Annotated in this window: 20 protein-coding genes and 1 pseudogene; 10 read left to right on the top strand and 11 right to left on the bottom strand. The window is 36.9% G+C overall.

Annotated features, from left to right (window positions below; genetic code table 11):
- Nucleotides 1-31: 31 nt before the first annotated feature.
- The 5 genes from I6E70_RS16490 to gmk form a co-directional block, all read right to left on the bottom strand.
- The gene (locus I6E70_RS16490) at nt 32-1639 is read right to left on the bottom strand and encodes a DUF342 domain-containing protein (protein ID WP_197189216.1); all 1608 of its coding nucleotides are present in this window, start codon (nt 1637-1639) and stop codon (nt 32-34) included.
- A 151-nt stretch (nt 1640-1790) separates the two neighbouring features.
- Nucleotides 1791-2183 (bottom strand): RidA family protein, encoded by a 393-nt coding sequence (locus tag I6E70_RS16485; RefSeq protein WP_007580015.1) that lies wholly within the window; start codon nt 2181-2183, stop codon nt 1791-1793.
- Nucleotides 2184-2195: 12 nt separating this feature from the next.
- Complete coding sequence (spoT, locus tag I6E70_RS16480) at nt 2196-4301, bottom strand: bifunctional GTP diphosphokinase/guanosine-3',5'-bis pyrophosphate 3'-pyrophosphohydrolase (RefSeq protein ID WP_007580016.1); 2106 nt, start codon at nt 4299-4301, stop codon at nt 2196-2198.
- Between the two features lie 122 nt (nt 4302-4423).
- Entirely contained in the window at nt 4424-4699 is a 276-nt protein-coding gene (gene rpoZ / locus I6E70_RS16475; protein ID WP_007378835.1) for a DNA-directed RNA polymerase subunit omega, read from the bottom strand.
- A 124-nt stretch (nt 4700-4823) separates the two neighbouring features.
- Entirely contained in the window at nt 4824-5444 is a 621-nt protein-coding gene (gene gmk / locus I6E70_RS16470) for a guanylate kinase (protein ID WP_024593430.1), read from the bottom strand.
- 249 nt (nt 5445-5693) lie between these two features.
- On the opposite strand from gmk, the gene I6E70_RS16465 reads away from it, so the two are divergent.
- Entirely contained in the window at nt 5694-7169 is a 1476-nt protein-coding gene (locus I6E70_RS16465) for an NAD(P)H-hydrate dehydratase (RefSeq protein WP_197189215.1), read from the top strand.
- A gap of 22 nt (nt 7170-7191) precedes the next feature.
- On the opposite strand, the gene I6E70_RS16460 is transcribed toward I6E70_RS16465, so the two are convergent.
- The 3 genes from I6E70_RS16460 to rnk all read right to left on the bottom strand — a co-directional run bounded on the left by I6E70_RS16460 (nt 7192) and on the right by rnk (nt 8551).
- Nucleotides 7192-7623: a VOC family protein gene (locus I6E70_RS16460; protein ID WP_197189214.1), complete on the bottom strand. Its 432-nt coding sequence runs from the start codon at nt 7621-7623 to the stop codon at nt 7192-7194.
- A gap of 92 nt (nt 7624-7715) precedes the next feature.
- The gene (locus tag I6E70_RS16455; RefSeq protein WP_197189233.1) at nt 7716-7997 is read right to left on the bottom strand and encodes a hypothetical protein; all 282 of its coding nucleotides are present in this window, start codon (nt 7995-7997) and stop codon (nt 7716-7718) included.
- A 140-nt stretch (nt 7998-8137) separates the two neighbouring features.
- The gene (rnk, locus tag I6E70_RS16450; RefSeq protein ID WP_010555031.1) at nt 8138-8551 is read right to left on the bottom strand and encodes a nucleoside diphosphate kinase regulator; all 414 of its coding nucleotides are present in this window, start codon (nt 8549-8551) and stop codon (nt 8138-8140) included.
- Nucleotides 8552-9131: 580 nt separating this feature from the next.
- Between rnk and I6E70_RS16445 the strand changes: the two genes are divergently transcribed.
- The 8 genes from I6E70_RS16445 to I6E70_RS16410 all read left to right on the top strand — a co-directional run bounded on the left by I6E70_RS16445 (nt 9132) and on the right by I6E70_RS16410 (nt 17915).
- Complete coding sequence (locus I6E70_RS16445; RefSeq protein ID WP_165725951.1) at nt 9132-9836, top strand: HNH endonuclease; 705 nt, start codon at nt 9132-9134, stop codon at nt 9834-9836.
- Nucleotides 9837-9912: 76 nt separating this feature from the next.
- The gene (locus tag I6E70_RS16440; protein ID WP_197189213.1) at nt 9913-10191 is read left to right on the top strand and encodes a hypothetical protein; all 279 of its coding nucleotides are present in this window, start codon (nt 9913-9915) and stop codon (nt 10189-10191) included.
- 847 nt (nt 10192-11038) lie between these two features.
- Entirely contained in the window at nt 11039-11245 is a 207-nt protein-coding gene (locus I6E70_RS16435; protein WP_166115111.1) for a helix-turn-helix transcriptional regulator, read from the top strand.
- Between the two features lie 167 nt (nt 11246-11412).
- Nucleotides 11413-11694 (top strand): plasmid mobilization protein, encoded by a 282-nt coding sequence (locus I6E70_RS16430; RefSeq protein WP_165725953.1) that lies wholly within the window; start codon nt 11413-11415, stop codon nt 11692-11694.
- Complete coding sequence (mobF, locus tag I6E70_RS16425; RefSeq protein WP_331459193.1) at nt 11694-14189, top strand: MobF family relaxase; 2496 nt, start codon at nt 11694-11696, stop codon at nt 14187-14189. The genes I6E70_RS16430 and mobF overlap by 1 nt, the downstream gene beginning before the upstream one ends.
- Before the next feature lie 55 nt (nt 14190-14244).
- Entirely contained in the window at nt 14245-14616 is a 372-nt protein-coding gene (locus tag I6E70_RS16420; RefSeq protein ID WP_165725955.1) for an MbcA/ParS/Xre antitoxin family protein, read from the top strand.
- Nucleotides 14617-15230: 614 nt separating this feature from the next.
- A complete protein-coding gene (locus I6E70_RS16415) occupies nt 15231-16913 on the top strand; it encodes a P-loop ATPase, Sll1717 family (protein WP_197189211.1) in 1683 nt (560 codons plus the stop codon).
- A 276-nt stretch (nt 16914-17189) separates the two neighbouring features.
- Nucleotides 17190-17915: a hypothetical protein gene (locus I6E70_RS16410; RefSeq protein ID WP_197189210.1), complete on the top strand. Its 726-nt coding sequence runs from the start codon at nt 17190-17192 to the stop codon at nt 17913-17915.
- Nucleotides 17916-17961: 46 nt separating this feature from the next.
- On the opposite strand, the gene I6E70_RS16405 is transcribed toward I6E70_RS16410, so the two are convergent.
- Nucleotides 17962-20052, bottom strand: a complete 2091-nt coding sequence (locus tag I6E70_RS16405) for an AAA family ATPase (RefSeq protein ID WP_197189209.1) — start codon at nt 20050-20052, stop codon at nt 17962-17964.
- A 433-nt stretch (nt 20053-20485) separates the two neighbouring features.
- Between I6E70_RS16405 and I6E70_RS16400 the strand changes: the two are divergent.
- Nucleotides 20486-20672 (top strand): annotated as a pseudogene (locus tag I6E70_RS16400) (IS110 family transposase); the annotation flags it as partial.
- Nucleotides 20673-20918: 246 nt separating this feature from the next.
- Here the strand turns inward: I6E70_RS16400 and I6E70_RS16395 are convergent.
- Nucleotides 20919-21197, bottom strand: coding sequence for an Arm DNA-binding domain-containing protein (locus I6E70_RS16395; RefSeq protein ID WP_165725966.1), 279 nt, complete (start codon nt 21195-21197; stop codon nt 20919-20921).
- Between the two features lie 343 nt (nt 21198-21540).
- The coding region (locus I6E70_RS16390; protein WP_231620136.1) for a Y-family DNA polymerase at nt 21541-22676 on the bottom strand (1136 nt) is incomplete at its 5' end.

Raw genomic sequence — 22676 nt, 5'->3', positions numbered from 1 at the left:
AAATTTGAGTGCTCAATAGAGCACTCAGTTATTAGCTTGTTTTGAACTCTATTTCAATTTTGTTATTCAAAAGTTTAACGTTGCACGGAGGGTAGTTGCGGATTGTTTTGAGTACTTTATCAAAAATATGAATCTCTACGCCTGAATGCAAAACAGAATTCACCGTTAAATTAGCGTCGCTAAGTAAATCGTGTAAGTCGTGATCTAAGTTTGAAAGACGTTTTTCTAATAGTTCTGCTTGCTCACAGTAATGTTTCTGAGTAGCTCCAATTTTAGTAATTAATATTTTCTTCTTTTCGGCATCCTTCACTAAATCAGTTTTTTCTAGCGCTGCTTGCAGCGTATCTAATTGTGCATCTGTTTTAGCTAAGTCTTTAAAGCAATTATCAGTATCCGCTGTTATTTCAGCGCCAGAAGCCGCTAGGTTTATAATCATTTTAGCGCCTGATTCATTCCCTATTTCGCCAGCAATGAGAGTTGTTGCATCAAGTATTTCACCACCAAATATTTTACCCTTAGGTAAGTCGGATTGGCCTACTTGCAGTAAGCGTTTAGCTTTCATTACACAGTGGCTCGTTTGACGCTCAATAAAAATATTATTTGCATCGAGGTAACAATACTGTGAGTGAGATACATGAATATCACCTAGCGCAATTAGCTTGCAAGAAAGTGACTTACTATCCATTTTTTGATGGCCAATAATGCCTTGTTTAACCGTGATGTTTCCGCCTGCGGTAAGCTCGCCAGATTCAACCGTGCCAAATATAGTAATATCGCCTTTGGCAGTTACTTTCATCCCTGGGTCTATATTGCGAGTAACAATAACACTGCCTTGAAAGTCAATATGGCCGCTTTTTACATTTACATCTGAAATGGTAAAAATATCGTCGACACGCATACCATTATTAATTTCAACCGGAACACCAGCAATAGTAGAGACTAACTCAAGCGGATTCATTTTTGATATTTCAGTGCCTTCGCCGGCGACTAATTGTTTATTTTCTCCGGGTTTTGCGGGCAGTATGTCACCTATTACAGTAAAACCTTCTTTACCGGGAGTTGCAGGTTGCTGGCGAATAAGCACAGAGCCAGGCTCTACGCTTGCAAGCTTGCCAAAGTCGCGCATGTCCACACTGCCATCTTCTTTGAGCTTGGGCGCTTTTAAGCGGTCTTTTAAAGTCTCTACGGTTGTTATTAGTTTAGTGGCTAAACCATCGCTTGGGAGCCTACCTTTAGCTAATATCCCTTTAACTACAGATCCCGCAGAGTGTTCAGATTGTTTTTGTAGAAGCTGTTCTAAAAAAGCTTGTTTATACCCACGCACAATACCTGCTTTAACGAGTTGTTTTTTTGCATCTTCTAAGCTTAATAACTTTCCACCTTGGGCAAGCGTTAGCTCGCCTATGGCCAGCATTTTATCGTCGCTAATTGTTACATTTAAAGTGGCATTGTGTTTTGTTGCTACAACGAGAGTTTGTTGTGTGTTTTCGTTTTTAAAAAAATCATTAATAGCGTCATGATCTATTTTACAGTCGCAAAAAGCTGACTTTTCGAGAGCCTCTAAAATAAATGCAGCGCTGGGAGGAATATGTTCTTTTACATCAAGTAAAACATTTCCATTGTTGGCAAGCTTAAACACGAGTTAATCCTTTTTTACTACTTAAGTTAAGTTTGTTTTTTAAAACACAACTACAGATTGCTAGAAATTTACATTTGAGTCAAGAAGTCAGATAAAACGAAGTGTGGAGCGAAAAATAAAGGCTATAGAGAAGCTCTATAGCCTGTAATACTTAATTGGTAGAAGGTAATTCCATTATTCCGTCTATTTCAACTTGTGCACCTTTTGGTAGTGCACGAACACCTAATGCAGCTCTCGCTGGGTAAGGTTGTTTAAAGTATTGGCTCATCACTTCATTTACAGTGGCGAAGTTAGATAGATCAGTTAGGTAAATATTGATTTTAACTAAATCGTGAATTTTTCCGCCTGCTTCTTCACATACCGCAGCAATATTTTTAAATACTTGATGCGTTTGCTCGCTAAAATCTTCTGAAATCATTTCCATCGTTTCTGGAACTAATGGAATTTGACCAGATAAATAAACAGCGGTACCTACTTTAACTGCTTGGCTGTAAGTGCCAATAGCTGCAGGTGCTTTGTCGGTAGAGATAAATGCTTTATTCATGTGTTTCCTATTTTATTTTTTACGATAGACTTTTTGTACATCAGGCATAACGCGAATGCGGCGCATAATGTTAGCAACGTGGATACGGTTTTTAACGGTAACCCCTAAATCTATCACGTATAAATTACTTTCTTTTTCATCGGTGGCAATTTCGACAATATTGGCTTGGGTTGTAGCGACAACATTGGTTAGCTTAGCTAACGCGCCTTGATGGTTAATAATTTCAACTCTCAGAGCTGCAATATATTCTTTTTCTGGGTTATCGTCCCATTTTACAACTAAGTATTTAGAACGCTCATTTTCCCAACCACGAATATTTTTACATTCTTGGCGGTGAACGGTCAGGCCCTTACCTTGGCTTATATGAGCCGTAATGGCATCGCCTGGTACAGGTCGGCAACACTTAGAGTAATTCACTAACATGCCTTCAGTACCAATAATGGTCGCTTTAGCTTGGCTTGTTATATCAGTTAAATCGTCATTGTCATTTTGCAATAAGCGCTTGGCAATTAACATACTCATTAAGTTACCAGAGCCAATTTCTACAAGTAATTCAAGAAGCGTAGTTAGTTCGTGCTCTTCAAGTACTCTCGCTATATTTTCATCAGCAATGCTATCTAGTTTGTTTTCGCCTAATGCCGAATCAAGTAAACGACGCCCTAAAAGCATAGCTTCTTCATGATGCTGGCTTCTAAGGTAATTACGAACACCTAAGCGTGCTTTACCAGTAACAATAAAGTTTAGCCATGTTGCATTAGGGTGGGCACCTGAGCTTGTTATTATCTCTATGGTTTGCCCTGTATCTAATGGCCTACTTAAAGGATGTGGCTTGCGATTAACGCGAGCGCCTACACAAGTGTTGCCTACATCAGTATGAACCGCATACGCAAAATCGACTGCGGTAGCGCCCATTGGTAGCTCAACAATACGACCATCAGGTGTAAATACGTAAATTTCTTCTGGGAATAGCTCAGTTTTTACGTTTTCAATAAATTCAAACGATGAACCCGCACTTTGCTGAAGCTCCAATAAGCTTTGCATCCATTGGCGAGCACGTTGCTGCGAAGTATTACCGGCACCATCACCTGATTTTTTATACATCCAGTGCGCCGCTACACCTTTGTCGGCCATCTGATCCATATCGTGAGTACGAATTTGAATCTCAACAGGTATTCCGTGTGGGCCAACTAATGAAGTATGAAGCGATTGGTAACCATTAGTTTTTGGTACAGCAATATAATCTTTAAAGCGTGTTTCTATAGGCTTATAAAGACTATGAGCCACACCTAATACGCGATAACACGTATCCATAGAATCAACTGCAATTCTAAACGCGTAAATATCCATAACTTCGTTAAATAGCAGTTCTTTATTAAGCATTTTTTTATAAATACTATATAAATGTTTCTCACGGCCTGACACAGTCGCTTTAATGCCTGACTCTTCAAGACGTGCTTCTATTTCATGTTGGATATTAGTGATAACTTCTTTGCGATTACCACGTGCTTTAGCTACTTCAGATTTAAGTGCGCGATGACGCATAGGATATAAAGCTTGAAAACCTAAGTCTTCAAGCTCATTTTTAATATCGTGAATACCTAAGCGGTTTGCTATTGGCGCGTAAATCTCAAGCGTTTCACGTGCTATTCTGCGGCGCTTATCTGGGCGCAGTGCCCCTAAAGTACGCATATTGTGCGTTCTATCAGCAAGCTTGATTAAAATAACTCGAATATCCTGAGTCATTGCCATAATCATTTTGCGGTAGTTTTCAGCTTGGAATTCTTTTTTATCTTTAAAGCTGAGCTTATCGAGCTTACTTACACCTTCAACGAGTTCTGCCACAGTTTCGCCAAAAATTTCGGCTAAATCTTGTTGGCTAAAATCAGTATCTTCAATTACATCATGCATTAGCGCGGCCATGAGCGTTTCATGGTCAAGATGCATGCCTGCAAGAATTTGGGTTACTTCTACTGGATGAGTTATGTAAGGTTCGCCACTTGAGCGAGTTTGTCCTTCATGGGCCTCTCGGGCTACCACGTAAGATTTTTGAACCAGCTCTACATCAGCAGCGGGCAAGTATTCTGAAATTTTCTTTTTAAGACCTTCAAAAAGATACATTCACACTCCAATGTTCTAGTGAAGCAAATTAGGTAAGCTACGAATATACGATGAAATGAAAGGATTGCCAACGGCTATAGTAGAAATACTGCGCCGTTGGCTAAATCAGACCGGGAGGTCGATTATTGGTTGCCACCAACAATGGCAGCAACAGCAGCTAATTCTGCTGCTTCTTGGTGTTGTTGTTCTTCACGGTCAATTAAGTCCATTGAAGCGCTATCAACTAAACCTAATTCAATTTCACGTAAAGCAACTACCGTTGGCTTATCGTTTTCAGGGTCTACTAGTGGAGTTTTACCACCAACAGCAATTTGGCGGGCACGACGAGCCGCAACTAAAATTAAGTCAAAACGATTACCAACTGCATCTACTGCATCTTCAACTGTTACGCGGGCCATCACAGCACTCCAAAATAATTTAAAAGCAAAGACGTAGTTTACTCCAAGGAGCCACTTTCGCCAATAGCCAGTGTTCAATTTTTATCAGTTTTACTTGCCTAAGCCTAATTTAAGTAGGCTTAAATTATTTAAGCAGACTATTTAGTAAAACTTGATGACGATCTTCTTGCGCTTTTAGTGTTAAGCGTTGAGCCATTACAATCATTTCTATGTCGGCAAGTGCGTCCTCAAAGTCATCATTAACAATTACAAAGTCGTATTCGTTATAATGTGATGTTTCAGATTGTGCTTTTGCCATACGAGAGGCAATAACCTCTGCCGAATCTTGGCCACGGTTATTTAAGCGTTGTTCTAACTCTTCTTTTGAAGGCGGTAGAATAAAAATAGTTTGTACGCTTGGCATAATTTTGCGCACTTGCTGAGCGCCTTGCCAATCAATATCTAAAAACACATCAATACCCGCATCAAGTTGCGACTCAATAGCCTGCTTTGATGTGCCGTAGTAATTATCGAATACTTGAGCCCATTCAAAAAAGTCATCTTTGGCAATAAGCGCTTTAAATTCGTCTGTAGATACAAAGTGATAATGCACACCATTTTCTTCACCTGGGCGAGGGGCGCGAGTTGTATGTGATACAGATACTTTCATGTCAGCGTGTTTTTTTAATAACGCATTGATTAAGCTTGATTTACCAGCACCAGAAGGGGCTGACAAAATAAATAAGTTACCGCGAGTTTGTGCCATGTTTTTCTCTACCTAAAAATAAACAGGCTTGGGTTACAAGTAAGCCAAGACTTTAATTAACTGTATTGTACTTTAATTAGCTCACCTTGCTCAAGTTAGTCGTGCTCATGTTGGTCATGTCCAAATTGGCTTGGGCGTGTTTTGCTAAGTTAGATTTTAAATAAAATTGCAGTTTAAAATTGTCAACGGAACTAGCCGCTAGATATAAGTATTTGATAAGGTGAAGTATCACCTAGTAAAGGAGCCTTTATGCTTAATAAAACCTTATTTACCGCACAACAAGTAAGAGACAACGAAGCTTTAGCTGCTAAAAATAGTCATTGTGATTTATTTACCCTAATGCAGCGTGCAGGCGAGGCTGTATATAAGCAATGGCAGTTATTTGATGCACAGCATACATTAGTCATTGTTGGCCATGGTAACAACGCTGGAGACGGTTACGTTGTAGCTAGGCTTATTATGCAATCAGGTAAAGAGGTAACAGTATGCGCAGCTGAGCCTAATAAAGTATTAACCGGTGATGCAGCAAAAGCGCAGCAGTTATGGATTGAAGCGGGTGGACTCGTTTCTCATTTTACAAAAGATGCCCTTAATGAGTGCGATATCGTTATTGATGCGCTCCTTGGTACTGGGCTTAATAGCGCCGTACGCGATAATTTTGCGAATATAATTAACGCTGTAAATAACAGTGGTAAGCCCGTAATAAGCATTGATATTCCATCAGGCATTGAAGCAAATACAGGACAGCCTTTAGGGTGCGCAGTACAAGCGACTTCAACCGTTACTTTTGTAGGTATAAAGCAAGGGCTCACAACGACGGTAGGTAAACAATATAGCGGTAAGTTAGTTTTTGATGATTTAGCAATTGGCGATGCGTTTACTTGTATAGCTCAATCATCAGGAACCTTGATAAATATTAATAGCTTTAAAGGAATAGCCACGCGGGCAATCAATAGTCACAAAGGCAGCCATGGCAAGCTTTTATGTGTTGGTGGCAATCAAGGTACTGCAGGTGCAATTAGGTTAAGTAGTGAAGCCGCTCTTAGAACGGGTGCTGGCATGGTTAGAGTGTATACACACGAAAGCTCAATAACGCCTATTAGTATTGGCAGACCAGAACTGATGGTAAGCAGTAATCACTTACATCAAGCGCTTGAGTGGGCAAGCTGCGTTGTTATTGGCCCAGGGCTTGGGCAAGACGAATGGGCACAACAAACATTCGATGAAGTAATGCAATATTGCCAAAACAATAAAATGCCATTGGTTATAGATGCAGATGCCCTTAATTTACTGGCTAAGCAAGCTTCATCATACACGTTAGAGCAATGCGTACTTACTCCACATCCCGGCGAAGCCTCTCGACTGCTAAGAGTTAGCACCAGCGAAATCGAATCTGATCGTTTTAACTATGCTCGTCTTTGCTCCAAGCGCTATACCGCGACTTGTGTATTAAAAGGCGCGGGAACATTAATAGATAATGCCCAGCACACGTGGGTATGTGAAGATGGCAACCCGGCATTGGCCGTTGGCGGCAGTGGCGATGTACTTACTGGTATTATTGGTGCCTTACTTGCTCAAGGTTTAACTATTGATGAAGCAGCACGCTATGGTGTAACACTGCATGCTAAAGCCGGTGATATCGCAAGTGAGCGAGACGGGCAAAGGGGAATGCTACCCAGTGATCTATTCCCAATCGTAAGAGAGTTAGTTAATAAAGTGACGTGAGTTTAAGCGTCACTTTATCGTACTAATTATTAAGCTGCAGTAAATCCCATTTTGTACCATATAAGTCTTCAAAAACCACTACGGTGCCATAGGGTTCTACTCGAGGCTTTTCGTTAAATGTAACGCCTTTAGAAAGCATTAAATTATAATCTCGCCAAAAGTCATTGGTATGCAAAAATAAAAACACACGACCACCCGTTTGATTACCAATAGCGCTAATTTGTTCGGGCGTTGTGGCTTTAGCAAGCAGTAGATTAGTCCTGCTCGAACAAGCCCCGTTTGAACAAGCCCCGTTTGAATTTGGAGGTGAAATTAACACCCAGCGTTTACCATCTTCTAAATCAGTATCCTCCACTAACTCAAAGTTAAGCTTTTGAGTATAAAACTCAATGGCATCGTCGTAGTCCTTAACAACTAATGCAATGCTGCCGATATGCTGTTGAACGTTAGTCATGTTTAGCTCACTCCTTACTATTAAATAAATGTGCTTTTTATCATATTTAGTAAACGATTACGCAGGTATATGCCCGCAGTATGTAATATGAATTAACTTACGAGTTCGTCTTCATCATCGGGTGGATCACCTGAGTCTTCTTTGCGTTTTCTTTGTTCTTGTTTTGCTTTTTGTACATTTTCGTATGTAGGCGGTGGGATAGGAATAATAGAAATAAGCGGAAAGAATGCTAAAAATAAATAAGCCCCCTTAGACATACTTTTACCCCACGTGACCATTTTGAGCATAGCCCAAACTACGAATGAAAATAACCCAGACACAAGGGCAACAAAAACAAAGAAGATGAATATTCCGTTATTATTTAATAAATCCATTTAATATAAATCTTAGTTATACGTAACTTAGATGTGGGTATAAATTAAACAATATCAATCTGCTTTATAATAAAAAGCAAAACCCAGCTGAGGCTGGGTTTACTTTAAATCGATTTTTTAGTACTAAGTGCATAAAGTGTTTATCTGTGTAATTCACCAGCACGTTCTGGTTGATAGGTTACTTCTTTTATTTTTACCTTTATTAAGCCGCCACTCGGTTTAGGCCACTCAATTTCGTCGCCTTGGTTTAGCCCAAGTAATGCGCTACCAACAGGTGATAATATCGATATTTTATCGCCGCTAGAGTCACTGTTCTTTGGGTACACCAAGGTTAACGTAAATTCTTCTTTAGAAGACTCAACAATAAAGTTTACAGTTGAGTTCATCGTTACAACTGACGATGGCATATCTTTAGGTTCGACTATTGTAGCTCGTGCCAGTTCAGCTTCCAATTCTTCTTTATTAGCAAAGCTACCTGCAGGCAATGATTCCATTAAGTCATACAATCTATCTGCATCGAGTGATGAGATGATCAGTTCAGGTTTTTTATTCATCTTAATATCCTTAATAATTTTTAATAAATAAAATTAACTCTGAGTATGGCTTGGCATGCATTTAAGAAGCAAAGGGATACGCGAAGTCATTTTATTAATTAGCCACACCTGTGGCTTTTACTTTATTTGTGCCCAATAGCTAAAAACCCAGCCGAAGCTGGGTTTTTATTTGAGCTAGGTGTTTAGGGGATGATTACATCATTCCGTCCATTAGCTTATTTTTAAAGGGGTGCAAGCTTAACTTCTAAAATATACCCCAACTTATACCCCACTTTTCGTATGAGTGTATTGTTGTAAGTTCATACCTATAAAATCAGTTTTTCTGAGGGAAGTAAAGAATGATATTCCCCATTATGATAATTAGCCCTTAGCGTTCTAAATATCAAAAATGCATATTCATAATAAAGTATTGACTGCATTATTTAAAGGTACTAATTAATTTCGTGTGTTATATAGGTACTGACCTCATAATATGAAGCTGTGCACCTAGCAGTGGCGATTATTTTAGGGTATCAATTTAATGGCCAGTGTAAGCCGCAGTTAGGGTGACCACTATAATCTAAAAAGGAAATATTACATTATGAGCTATAAAGATTTTAATAGTTATGAAGCTATTATACATGCGATACAGGAATACAGGTCACTAGGGCGTGAAGAGTATCTTATGAGATATAGAGGTAAAGCTACACCATCCAATAGCTTTACCTACTTCGTTTGTTACGAAGGTCTATTGTATGAATGTAAGCCTATTTTTCTAGGTGCATATTTTCATCAATTTGGTAAATATTTAGAAAATACGAGTACTAGCGGTGTTAAAGGATTCATAAAACCTATTTTGGAAAGTTTGGGCTTTTCTGTTTACTCTGGCGCTGATAGCGAAGTACCAGAAGACATTGCTGAACTAATTGCAGAACAGCCAAAGAGAGCTCCAATATTCGTTAACCGAATCATTCGGAACTCACAGATCGCAGAAGATATAAAAGAATTATATGGTCACAAATGTCAGATATGTGACGAAGTATTAGAAACACCAAAGGGGTTTTATGCTGAAGGGGCACATATAAAGCCATTAGGCTCTCCTCATCATGGTCCAGATACTAAAGAAAACCTATTGTGCCTTTGCCCAAATCACCATGCGCTTTTTGATAAAAAAGCTATTGTTATCCATGATGATTATACAGTGGAGTTTATAACATGCCCCCAAGGCAAAGAAATAAAATTGACAGTTCATGTCGGACATAAAATTGATCAAGCTTTAGTCAAATATCATAGAGAAGAAGTTTAATAGTAATTTAAATTCTTGCCTCTAAAGAGATAACGGTGGCTTCAGTTGTAGTACATGTATCTTTTATAAGGCAGACATGAGTGTCTTTAAAGGTAGCGTGAGTGCCTTTAAAGGTAGCGTGAGTGTCTTTAAAGGTAGCGTGAGTGCCTTTAAAGGTAGCGTGAGTGTCTTTAAAGGTAGCGTGAGTGCCTTTAAAGGTAGCGTGAGTGTCTTTAAAGGTAGCGTGAGTGTCTTTAAAGGTAGCAAGCTAACATTGAGTTTTCGGCATTTTGTAAAAAAAGAAGACGCGGTTTTTTCCTACGTTACTTTTATTTATAATTTTATAATTATTTATAATCGTTATATTAATTTATAACATATTAAATTCTGTCCGTAATATCTAAATATGGTTTTAATTCACATTTTAAAAATAATTTTCATATGGATGGCATAATCAACTCCGGCAAAGGTGAGATTGTTTTTATATTTTCAGTCTAGCCTTACTTCTGATTACAGGGTGGGCTGAGCTTACTCCCAAGCTATTCTTAGGGGGGAGGGCAACTAACCCTACTTATTAGAGTTCCTGAGGCCTTAGTACCTTACTTCTGAGAACAAAGAGGAGGAGCTAAGCTTACTTCAAAGCGATAAGGATCGTTGAGTCTTGCTAGAGCCTATTCTTAGAAGGTGGGGCAACTAACCCTGCTATTAGAGTTCCTGAGGACTTAGTACCATACTCCTGAACTATAAGGGTAGCTGAACGTTACTTCTGATCGGCAAAAGTGAATTGACCTTACTTCCAATATTTTTAATACCTTACTTCTGAGCACAAAGAGGAGGAGCTAAGCTTACTCCAAAGCGATAAGGAGCGTTGAGTATTGCTAGAGCCTATTCTTAGAAGGTGGGGCAACTAACCCTGCTATTAGAGCCCCTGAGGACTTAGTACCTTACACCTAACTATAGGACTAGCTGAATCCTACTTCTGATATTACTTTAGTCGCTTATTCAAAATCGTAAATTACATTGCAACTGCTTGTAAGACATATAGCCCTCTGCATGGTTTAGTCATATCTAAAATTAACTCATTTAGTCTAGTGGACTAGTTATTGATGAGAGATATCTCTCACTTTTGAAATGATCCCCAGTAAACACTTTTGAAACCTTATATTATTCTTTGGCTTGCTGATTTTCAGCAAGGGTAAATTATTAATTTATAAGGTTAAATTATGAAGTTTAAAAATAAAATCATTCGTTTGAAAGAGTTAAGGGAAGAGCTACAAGTTAGTAAAAGTACCTTATGGCGCTGGCGGCTAGATCCTAACTTTCCAAAACCTATTTTACTTGGTTCTCGCTCTGTAGGCTTTTTTGTGAAAGATGTAGATGCGTGGCTTCTTACACGTAAAAAGATGACAGAGAAGGGGCAAGTTCAATAATCAGTTCTATTTGTCTCTAGACATTATGCACGGTTTGTATTTTTTAAAAAAATAAAAATAAAAAACCGTTACTAAACAACAGCATAAGAAAATAACCATGTAATACATGGTAACTCGAAAATATATTTAAGTGGCTAATTTAAAAGAAGAAATCAAGGTTTTCAAATATGAACGATAAATTAGAGAAATCAGTAACCATTAGGTTTACTAAAGATGATTATAACAAGTTAGAAGTTAAGGCTGAGAATGATGGTACGACTATAGCTAACATCATCCGTAAATCTTGCCTGAATTATTTTGAACAACAAAAAATAGAAAACCAGTTAACCCTTATGGAACAAAGACAAAGTGAACTTTTGATAGAAACATTTTCGGCTATGCTTAATTTGAGTGAAGATAAAAAAGAGGAGGCCATTGATCGTCTACTTGAAAATGGAATTAAAATTTAGTGATTTCGATATCGAAGCAATCACGTCTGGAATATTATATGGAAGACGATGAAGCTGGTAGTAATGCTCTGCCTATAGATGTTCTTTATGCAGGGGAAGTGGCAAAAGCGCTTAAGTTAAAGCCGAAAATGTATTTTAATGAGTTAGTTAATATATTTTCGGCATGCGATATTGATGGAACACAACTTATTGGTAGTAGTAAGAGTAAGAAGTTAAAGATACTGGATTTAGTTTTTAATGCACCTAAACCTATCTCTAAAGCTTATGCACGAGCTGATGATTTACTTCAAAAACATATAGATGACGTTCAATTTAAATCTGTTTTAGGGGCTCTAGAGTTTTTAGAGAAAAAAGTATCTTTTACTCGTACTGGACAGGGTGGGAAACATTTAGAAAAGACTAAGGGGTTTGCAGCAATACTGTTTAAGCATTACCAGTCTAGAGAAGGCGATTTTCATTTACACACGCATGTATTACTCTCCCGACTAACTTTAAGACAAGATAACAAGTGGGCTAGTTTAAAATCCCAGTTGGTATACCGTTGGCAAAAGGCTGCGGCAAAGATTTATAGAGCATTACTTGCCAGTGGCTTAAGAGAGCTAGGGTTTCAAATAATCAGGATAGATGAGACAGATTGTTTTACATTTTTAGGGAGTAACCTTGATATTTGTAGGTTTTTTTCCAAACGTAGTGAAGGAATCAAAAGTAAACTTGAAGAGATGGGGCTTGAAGATAGTAGTCCAGCTATAAAGAATAAAGTTTCACTTTATTTGAGAAAACCAAAGGTAAAGAAAAGTAGGGCTAGCCAAGTAAAGGCATGGCGTGCAGCTTTAAGCCACCAGGGCTATACAAGAGATGATTTTTATAAGAACCTGAATACAGAAAAAATACCAGCCCTAGAGGCTATTCCAATATTCCAAGTTATTAAAGAATTAACAAAATCAAAAGCAATTATTGATATCCATAAAATATATGAAATAACAGCTACTGAGGCTCAGTTTTTTCATGTGAACTTATCTGAAATTTTAAATACCGTTGATACTATCCTCAAAAACAAAAGACTACTTGGCCCACTAAATGATCCTTTTGGCAAAGAAATATACACTACGAGCTCCATGTTAAGGTCTGAACGTGAATTAATAAGTATTACTGATTTACTGCGAAAGGATACTACTTATCAGTTATCTGAAAATGTAGTTATGGTGGCCATAGAAAAGCAAGAGTTAGAGCTGGGGTTTAAGTTATCTTTTGAGCAAAAGAATTCAGTATTGGAGTTGTGTAAAACAAGGCTCGATATTTTACAAGGTAGGGCAGGCGCAGGGAAGTCTACTTCAATGGGAGCGCTGCGCATTGCTTATGAGTTATCTGGTTATAATGTGATTGGCGCTACGGTATCTAAATCTGCTGCAATTCAACTAGAAGCTGATACGGGGATAAAAAGTAGTACTTTCGAAAAATTGCTAATAGAGATCAAACACAAAAATAGAAAATTTGTAAACACAGTAGTTTTAATTGATGAAGCTGGATTAGTCCCTTCATTAGCTCTTCTAGATTTGTTAAAAGGTTTAAAGCAAGCTGGTTCGAAATTAGTTTTAGTAGGAGAAGTTGAACAATTACGTGCGATAAATCATGGTGGCTGCCTGTTATATTTATCTAAAAGATATAGTTTTACTGAGCTACAAACGATATATAGGCAACGAGAGAATTGGGCAAGAAACCTTGTAACTTTGCTGAGAGCCGGTAACTCTGAAGAAGGACTCAAAGTAATGGCACAAAAAGATTTATTGCATTTAGCTGAATCTCGAAACCATGCATTAGAAAGTTTGATTGAACATTGGGATCGATTTGTTAGAAATACTCCTAAAAAGCAGTGGATGGTTTTAGCGTATAACTGGAAAGATATCCAACCTCTTAATGGACTTATTCGAGAAAAGCTTCAGCAAAAAGGTATGCTTGGTAAAGAGGAGATTGAGGTTAACTGTACTGTCTCTGATAAATATTTTAAACAAAAATTTGCTAGTCAGGATCGTGTAAGGTTTACCCAAAATAATCCTGGATTAGGTTTAATCAATGGCCAATTAGGTCGGATTATAAAAGTTGAATATACCAATTCAGATATTCTCTTTATGGTAAAAAAAGACTGTGGAGAAAAAGTAACATTTTTAAAATCAGAATATTCGAACGAGAAAGACGCACTTCAGTTAGTACATGCATATGCTTTTACGGTATACAGTAGTCAGGGAAGAACGATAGATGGCGATACTTTTGTATTTTATAACAAAGCAATGGATAGGGCAGCTTCCTACGTTGCAGGCTCAAGACACAAAGATCGTTGTCATTGGTTTGTAGACGGCAGCACTTTAGATGTTCATTATGGTTTAGATGCAGTAAACGGAAAAGACCAAAATACTATTAAAGTAAAAAGGCTTGCTGAATATATGGGTTCTGAACGCTCAGAAGTAATGGCTTTAGAGTATTGGGGAGATACGGCTTAATACTGCTATAAATTTTTATTATTAAAAGACAAGTTTTTAAGGCGTAATTATACATATGGATAAAGATCTTCAACAAAACCCTCAAAGAACTGCCCAAGTGGCATTAAAAACTTTTTTTAATATAATGAAAGCTTGGCTTATCGAGCCGTATGAGCAAAAGTTATTACTGGGTAGCCAAGGTAGCCATATATATGAGAAGTGGCACCAAGGAGATACTGGAAGCCTTAGTGAGGATGTATTGATACGAATCTCTTACATCATTGGAATTTATAGAGGGCTAGGCTTAATATTTAATGACCGCTCGCAGGCTGATAGTTGGATAAATAAGCCTAACGAGCACTTCAATGGCTTTTCGGCACTTGAATACATCCTTGATGACGTAGATGAGGGCTTAGAGAGTGTACGTACTTTAATAGATATCATTTAGGTAAATTGCAACTACTCCATTCAGAGCTTCCTTTTCACTGTTGTTCATTTCTTTATTTCTTATCTGTTCGCACCACACTACTTTAGATCAGCTTATTAATTCGATCGAGCGACGTGTGCGGTGCAACAGCTTGGCTATTTGGTTGCTGCTGGGTACTATCCTAGTGGGATTTCTTTCATTTTGTCATTAAAAACATAGCGAAAAAAACACTTTGCTTCTGCCTTCTTTACTGAAAAGTATAAATATTAAATAAAAACCCTAAAAGAACCTCAGAGATTGCTTTGCGTGTTTTTTAACATCATGACGAAATGAGAAGCTACAAAGATTCTAAAACTGTGGCCAAATTTTATTGACCACTACAGACCGGCAGCTATGAGCGATGAGCGGACGCTCATTTCTGTGGCTATAGAGTTTCTCCTATAGTCAGAAGTCAACCTAATGAGCCGTTTATGTCGGTTAATTAGTGATATATCATTTTGCTATTAATGTGGGTAAGATTAATTCGCCCAATACTCGGAAGAAAAACGATTCGTTGGGCCGATATCATATCGTTAAGCTGCAACTAAAGCTTAGTGTAGTGTTTAATACTCAAGTTCAATTATAAGGAAGTATGTATGAGTAAAGTTCGTTGTAATTTAAAAGATCCTTTTCCAACTGAATTATTAGCTACTTTAGATTTGGGTAATATGGATGGGCATAGAGATTCTTTAATTGAAAGGGGCTTTATTGCAACTAGATCTATTAAGTCATTTTTAAATGATAATCACTCGATTATTATTGGTGCATTTGGTACTGGAAAAAGCGCTATTTTTAATTTAATGAGAAACAAGAGCCAAATTCTCGAAGTATATAAAAACGACTTAATAGTAACTATTGACGAACAAATACAGTTTGAGCAGCTTAAAGAAGATTCAAAAAAATACTTCCCAAATTTATCTCAAAAATTAACTTTTCAATTATTATGGAAATTTCAAATTTGTAGAAGAATTTCAGAAGAAATATCAAACCTTGAAAATTTTCCTAGTAATGAGTGTGAAAACTACCTCAGTGAATTTTTAAGTCGCACTGGTGGGAGGGGGGGCCATTTATCTATATTAAGTAGAATTAAAGATCTCTTCGAAAAAGTTTCTTTTAAAATAAAAGCAAAGCTTTCAGACATACCTGTTGATGTAGAATTATCAAAAGAAGCAACGAAAACCGTTAAACAAATTGAGCTTAACTTAGATAAAGTAATTGAAAATGTATCAAAAGCTATAAAAGAAAGGGATATTCGTCAATCTACGGTTATTATCGATAAATTAGATAAATTTGTTGCTGGTGAAGAATATGAAACTCAAAGAGCTTATATTGAAGCATTACTCGAGCTAGAGGATGATCTTTATAGTGAGTCCAAAATAGGTTTTAAAGTATTTTTAAGATCTGATTTATATGATCGGTTGGATTTTTCTTCTCTTGGCCCAGATAAAGCAGAAGATAACACTCTTAGACTGGTCTGGAATAGAGAAGAGATTAGGGCTTTTGTTGCTCGCAGAATGTATTTAGCACTAGAAGACTCAGGTATTTGGCATATGAAAAATATCCTAGAGTCTAGTGACATGTCTGAGTACCGATTACGCTGGTATGAAAAAGTATTACTTGAAGAGAAAAAAACAGGAATAAAATATAAATGCGCCCATTATTACCATAAACTTTTTGGAAGAAAAAGAAGTAAAAGAACATTGTTTGAAAAATTAGATTTACTGATAATTAATAAATTATTTAACTCAAATTTACTTCACGAATGTCCAGAGGGTAATGAAGAACATATATTGAATTATGACTTTTTCGATACACACTTTTTGGATGGTAATAATTCATGTACACCTCGGTATATGCTAGTGTTCCTAAAAGAGCTTCTAGATGAAGCAAATGAATTTTATTTTAATAGTCCGCATATACATATAACACCAGAACTTGAGAGTGATGATTGGGTTTATAACTTATTTGATTCTCACTTAGTTTATAAGGCATATATCCAATCCAAAGAAAAATTCATACGCCATGTTAGTAAAGTTGATGATAATTGGACTAGCCATATCATGGAGCTTCTAGAAAAAAAGGGCGGGAAGCAAACTTTTGATTATAAATGGGTAAAGAAAAACATTCAGTTTACAGATAGTGAAGATGATCAAGCATTAGTGTTCCTAATATATTTGCAAGTAATTGGTTTCTGTAAGCCTGTAAAATATGACAGAGATATAAAAAAGCGTAATTTCGAATTACCAATTTTATATAAGACAACGAAAAGTATGGCTTAAATGCAGCTTATAAAGCCGTTTAAAAGGACAAAAAACAGTTGGCTTTTTCTCCTTCGTCGCTAATTTTAGCCAACTATTTTATTGCCTCTTAACGAGGCGTTGAGGCTGTAGAATTACTCTTTTTTAAGAAAAAAGCCTGTTTTACGGGTTCCAATGCATTACCTAATGCTTTAAAAACGATTAGAGTTAATTACAGGAACTCGTTTTTTAATTGGATTTGGCTGTCAGAGTTATTCTACAGCCTCGTTATGTGCGCAGGGATTAAATAGAGGATTTATGGGATTTATAGTTGTAGATACCACAATTGATGATAAACATAATTTTTATATAATTGGAGAGCACTCTAATCTAGTTGAGTGGCACATGAATGCCTTTGGTCATTTTTATAAGGTTTTCTCTAACCCTCAAGATATTTCAATACTAGTTGATAAATACGGTTTTGAAGATAGCTATTTTGAGGATGAAGCGAAACGAATCATCAAAGAAAGCCAGTCTGTGATTGTTACGTCATGCTCTCCGAATGAAAGTCATTTTGTTCATGCAATAAATTGTAAGCCTAAAGAAAATTCGGTAAGTGAAATTGAATTTATAATAGATGATTGCATGATGCTAAGCGGCACACAAATTTACAAGAGAGAAGTTTATGAGTTTAATAACGTATTAGACTCATTTAGGTTAGGAAGTGAAAGTCTTGGTATTCGTCATAGTGTCTTTGGCATTGAGTTATTCGATTATTTAAAAAAAAATAATGCCCTGTTAGGAGATACAGATAAATACTGGACTCCAAACATTAATGAAAATCCTCATAGGCAAGCAATTCTATCTACATACCTATTTAGGCAGCATTACGAAGAGTCCAATTTAGCTGTAATGGATTATTGGAACTACCTACACCCCAATGATAGGAAGTACTGTAGAGAGGTAGCTGATAAAATGAATTCAGCTAGGGATGAGTGGGAAACTGAAATCAGTGAGACCGAAACGTGTCAGCGCCATCTCTAATTTAACACTCTGTACTAGCTCAGTATTGCTAGAGTAGAACCTTAATTCACTCTATTTCTAAATATTTATCGCATTCTACTCTGACATACTCAGGTATGAGGTCGAACTCACTGGGATCAAGCTGACAAATATACTCATTCTCAATATGGTAAGTCTCATTAATAAATTTACGTATGACAGAGTTTTTAACATCCATATTAAACAGCCTAAATACTTGCAGCTTTTCATAACCGTTACTACACCCTTCATAAATTTCTTTTAAAGAAGCTTGATTTTTTAAACGTTCCAAAGTGACAGCATAGTCAAAATCGGTGATTCTACTTGCAATAGTTGAGCAGCCTAAATCAAATTTCTGTGCATCCATTTTAGGATACTCTTCGCCAACGATAGGCTCCCTTTTATCAATAGGAATCTCTCTTAGATGGAACAAGTTCGAAAGCACTTGATAAACATCTTCTTTGTCATCCAAGATTTCATAATTTCTTCGAAGATAAATGAGCTTAAGGATAACATCACACTCTTTACCTATGACTCCACTACAGATCTGAGAAAAGGTTTTGATATCAGCCTTTGTTATTGATTGCTCGTATAATTTACCTTGAGTGTACTTTAAGAAAGATGCCCCTACTGTATTATTAAACTGATCAGAAACAGCTTTGACAGTATCAATAATTGGCTCAACATCATGTGTTAGCATCAGGACAGTGTCACCTTGTAAGCACTCTTTTGACTTCCTACGGAATAACATCTCTAATATTGCGTACTTCTTATTTTTATCAAAAGATGAAATGGGATCATCCAATACAATTAAGTCTGGCTTTTTAGCTAAACATTCATACATAAATAAGACGATTGCAAAGGCATTCCTTTCACCAAAGCTTAAGTGTTGATCACCTCCACTAACAAAATCATTGTAATCTATATGTCGAAGTTTTAACTGCGATTGGTCATCTTCACCAGAAATTTCGACTACATACTTATACCCAGCGTAAGACAAGAAGTCGTTTATATCTGTTTGATGCTTACTAATAAGTTTTTGCATTCCTGCCCGCTGAATATTGATTTTACCTTGAAGCTTGCCCGCCTGCTTACTGACGTTATCAATTGAATCATTGATTGAGGCAATTGCCACTTGCGTCTTTTCTGAGTCGATAATAGCGAAAAATTGCAAATCCAACTTGTAATCACTTAACTTTTCGTTGACGTTCTCATCCTGTTTAAAATTGAATCCATTGAGTTTTTTTAGTAGTTCAAGCTTTTCAAAAAGGTTGTCAATTTGGTTTTTTATATCACTTAAGAATTGTTCGTGTTCCTTACCCAAACCATCGGGTAAAGAGGTTATTACCGCTAGCTTTTCTTTTGTATCATCTGAAAGATAATCTCCTAGCTTTTCTATGACAGCGATTATGCCAACAAGATTTTTGATGACTGTTTTATCATATTCCTTCCCAACTTTTTCTATCTGCTCTTTCTTTTCCTGAGTGTCGCTAGAGCAAAATGGGCAACAATTTGATATTTCTGAAAACTCTTTTTGTCCTTTGGTCTGCCAATCTATCCAGTTTACGTTGCTAGTGCTTCTAATAAACGATTGATATACTTCTAAACCAGCGGGAATATGTTCAATCTTATTCCCAGAAGACAAACCTTTCATACCAGTCGAAGCTTTTGAAATTCCTGTTTTTGTAAGCTTGAAAGCTGCTCCTAATTCCTTCAGGTTTGCAATAAAAGTGTCTAACTCTACGTTATCAAAGAACAATGCCTTGATATTATTAACAATATCTTCAATCTCTTTCTCAGTCTCAACATATGCTTCATTGCGAATCAAGATATCAAAGCTATTACTCAAGAGTTCATCTGACTGGAATGTAAACTGACTGACATAATCTTCGTTAAAACACATTACCGTGTTCAACTCTTCTGTAACTGTCACCTGAGGCTTTAGCTTATCTGGATTGTCAGTTCTTAGTTTAAAGGGCATCAGCTCAGAAAGCTTTTCTTCATCACTATTAGAGATTAAAGCTTTGGCTATAGTGCTCTTGCCTGTGCCGTTTGGGGCAAATTTTATATTCAGTTGACCTTTTTTAATTTCTAGGCTGGCACTGTCAATATTATTACAGTTTCTTATGTTTATTAGCATATTAAATCCTATTTAAGTCTCAGTCTTTAAGGCTCACCACAAAAGTAGCAAGTTGCATAAAGTGCAACTCTAGGGGTGATATCCTGATAAAACTGTGCTTTCCCTTCAGTATCCCAACATTTCATTCAAATCAGAAGCTTGCAGCATTACCTACTATTGGGCTATTTATTACAAAGAGTGTAAGACGAGAACCCAACTACGCCTGAAAATTTTTTCATGTTCACTGTTTTTACCTTCTTACTGAACCTATATTCAACAGAGAAAATAATCACTGACTTCTTAAACACTACACCAATTAGAAATTATAAGCCAAGTTATCAGTTGTAAACGAAATAGCTAGCAAGCTTAGGCGCAGAAACGAGTTACGCTTTAATGTCCGCTTATGGCACTGAGCTGAACTTCGGCAAAGAGCTAAAACGGTGGATACATCTTATGGGCGGGTTTATATTATCAGGGGCAACGCTCTAAAGGTAAGTCTCATCAATCTGCTGTTTTAACACTTGTATTTAAATGGATACGCATAATCTATCGCTTTTTGGAAAACGAAATGCTGCTACGATGAGGCTAAATATTTAAAGGCACTTAAAGATGGTGAGGTAGGATTACCAATTATCGGCTAATTGCATTCGATACGATGATAGTCTTCTTGTTCGCTTAATAAAGTTGAAGCTATGCCATTAAAATCACGAGACACAATATCATCCATCTTATAGCCCAAACTTCATAGCTTATTATTGATTATATTTCATAATCTACTAATTCTTTAAGGCAAGTAGTTTAGCCAACAACATAGTAATTTTGCTTGTTGGCTATAATTTTAAACGTAAAAGTGAAATTTAGTTAAACTTTAAATTTTCACGAGGTCCTTAACCTTTTTGAATCTTACCTTGAGCCATAGGATCAGTTGAATTGCTAAGAAGTAAGCGGACTTGGTTCGCTTTGGTGCGAGCCTGCTCGAGAGTTGTTTGAGGGTAATTCCCCAAGACTATGTCTTTATGCTTATCATCAAAAATATAACGGAAACAAAATAGTTTTAAGCCTGTATTTTTTACTAATAAATATAAGTTTTTATCGTCATATTTTTTAATTTGTTTCTGCCCCGAATTGCATTTTAAGTTTTTAATTTCTTGATTATTTAATTTCATTTTCTAAACACCTTTTTTATTGGATTAGGTGTATCTTAATGAAAGATGGATCTATTTATATCTCGAAGTATGTGAGAAACCTCACATAAACGTATAAAAGTTTCTGTGACACCTTATGAATTTATGACTTAATAAATGTTTAGCTGGCATGGCAGCATAATTTTTAGTAGCTAAAGCTCTGTTCAATAGAGTTAAATCCTATCAGGAAGAGTGGTAAGAGCGATAAGTTGATAGTCAACTTAGTATGTTAGTATTTACTGGTTGATAAAGTAATTACTAATATAGAGCTTACTGAAAGCATGCAAATTAAAGGTACACAATACATTGATGAATGTAACCCAATTCAATCACAATCTATGATTGGAATATCAGACCAGCGTGTTGTGTAGTGGGGTGATAAAAAAGCCCGTTTCATAGTCCATGACTGTGTCAGCTTTTCACTTCCTAAAGACAAAGTGCCGACCCCATAGCGTTTATTTATAGCATCCAAGCATGCCATTACTTCTGGATTATTTTTACTCACAGCGAACATATCTGCTTGTTGAAATAACTCACTTTCTAATTCTATTGCGCCAATACCGCAGCGATAAAAGCGGGTGTTAGGTTTAAAAATATCATTAATAACATCTGAAACAGCATTGGCTATGACATTGGTATCAGATGTAGGTATAGGAAAATCATAGAGCAAAGACTTTTTATAATACATGTTTTCGTGTGGCGAGCTTGCAGCGAATATAACGAGTCGTTTTGCTAATGACTGCTGTTTCCTTAGCTTACGACCAACAATCGCTGCGTGTGTTACGAGGGCTGATTTTAATGCATTTAAATCACTCACTCTTTCCCCGAAACTTCTTGTAGAGTAGATTTCTTTTTTATCCTGTTTTACTTCATCCCAGCTCAAACAAGCGATGCCATTGAGTTCACTTACAATCCTCTCAACAACAACGCTAAAAATACGTCGCATTGCTTTTGGGTTTTGATTCGCTAAATCCCATGCACTTTTAATTCCCATCACCTTGAGTTTACTACCGAGTCGAGAACCAATACCCCAGACATCGGTAACATCCATACGTATAAGTACTTCTTGGCGTGATATATCATCATTAATAACAGCAACCCCGTTATAGCCTGACAGTTTTTTTGCTGCATGATTGGCTGCTTTAGCTAACGTTGGAGTAGTGCCAAAGCCTACCCCAACGGGCAGTCCTGTCTCACGCCATACAGCCCGGCGTATAGTGTGTCCGTAGTCAGTCCAGTCGTTAATAATTTTAGAAAAACCAGTAAAACGTAAAAATGACTCATCAATACTATAAACATAATGGTCATCACAAAAACGATTGATGACTGTCATCATTCTTTCACTCAAATCAGCGTAGAGTTCATAATTCGATGAGCGCACAACGACATTATGCTGCTCTAAATAGGGTTTTATTTTAAAGTAAGGCTCGAACTTAGGGATGTTAAGCTTTCTCGCAATAG

The organism is Pseudoalteromonas sp. NGC95 (genome assembly GCF_015864705.1).
GTDB lineage: Bacteria > Pseudomonadota > Gammaproteobacteria > Enterobacterales > Alteromonadaceae > Pseudoalteromonas > Pseudoalteromonas arctica.
The sequence above is the reverse complement of the archived record's forward strand: the minus strand, read 5'-3'. Positions and strand labels throughout refer to the sequence as shown.

Bases quoted from the DNA above. Each gene is read 5' to 3' on its own strand.
- I6E70_RS16485 (WP_007580015.1), bottom strand. From the start codon at position 2,183: ATGAATAAAGCATTTATCTCTACCGACAAAGCACCTGCAGCTATTGGC.
- spoT (WP_007580016.1), bottom strand. From the start codon at position 4,301: ATGTATCTTTTTGAAGGTCTTAAAAAGAAAATTTCAGAATACTTGCCC.
- rpoZ (WP_007378835.1), bottom strand. From the start codon at position 4,699: ATGGCCCGCGTAACAGTTGAAGATGCAGTAGATGCAGTTGGTAATCGT.
- gmk (WP_024593430.1), bottom strand. From the start codon at position 5,444: ATGGCACAAACTCGCGGTAACTTATTTATTTTGTCAGCCCCTTCTGGT.
- I6E70_RS16465 (WP_197189215.1), top strand. From the start codon at position 5,694: ATGCTTAATAAAACCTTATTTACCGCACAACAAGTAAGAGACAACGAA.
- I6E70_RS16460 (WP_197189214.1), bottom strand. From the start codon at position 7,623: ATGACTAACGTTCAACAGCATATCGGCAGCATTGCATTAGTTGTTAAG.
- I6E70_RS16455 (WP_197189233.1), bottom strand. From the start codon at position 7,997: ATGGATTTATTAAATAATAACGGAATATTCATCTTCTTTGTTTTTGTT.
- rnk (WP_010555031.1), bottom strand. From the start codon at position 8,551: ATGAATAAAAAACCTGAACTGATCATCTCATCACTCGATGCAGATAGA.
- I6E70_RS16445 (WP_165725951.1), top strand. From the start codon at position 9,132: ATGAGCTATAAAGATTTTAATAGTTATGAAGCTATTATACATGCGATA.
- I6E70_RS16440 (WP_197189213.1), top strand. From the start codon at position 9,913: ATGAGTGTCTTTAAAGGTAGCGTGAGTGCCTTTAAAGGTAGCGTGAGT.
- I6E70_RS16435 (WP_166115111.1), top strand. From the start codon at position 11,039: ATGAAGTTTAAAAATAAAATCATTCGTTTGAAAGAGTTAAGGGAAGAG.
- I6E70_RS16430 (WP_165725953.1), top strand. From the start codon at position 11,413: ATGAACGATAAATTAGAGAAATCAGTAACCATTAGGTTTACTAAAGAT.
- I6E70_RS16420 (WP_165725955.1), top strand. From the start codon at position 14,245: ATGGATAAAGATCTTCAACAAAACCCTCAAAGAACTGCCCAAGTGGCA.
- I6E70_RS16415 (WP_197189211.1), top strand. From the start codon at position 15,231: ATGAGTAAAGTTCGTTGTAATTTAAAAGATCCTTTTCCAACTGAATTA.
- I6E70_RS16410 (WP_197189210.1), top strand. From the start codon at position 17,190: ATGGGATTTATAGTTGTAGATACCACAATTGATGATAAACATAATTTT.
- I6E70_RS16405 (WP_197189209.1), bottom strand. From the start codon at position 20,052: ATGCTAATAAACATAAGAAACTGTAATAATATTGACAGTGCCAGCCTA.
- I6E70_RS16395 (WP_165725966.1), bottom strand. From the start codon at position 21,197: ATGAAATTAAATAATCAAGAAATTAAAAACTTAAAATGCAATTCGGGG.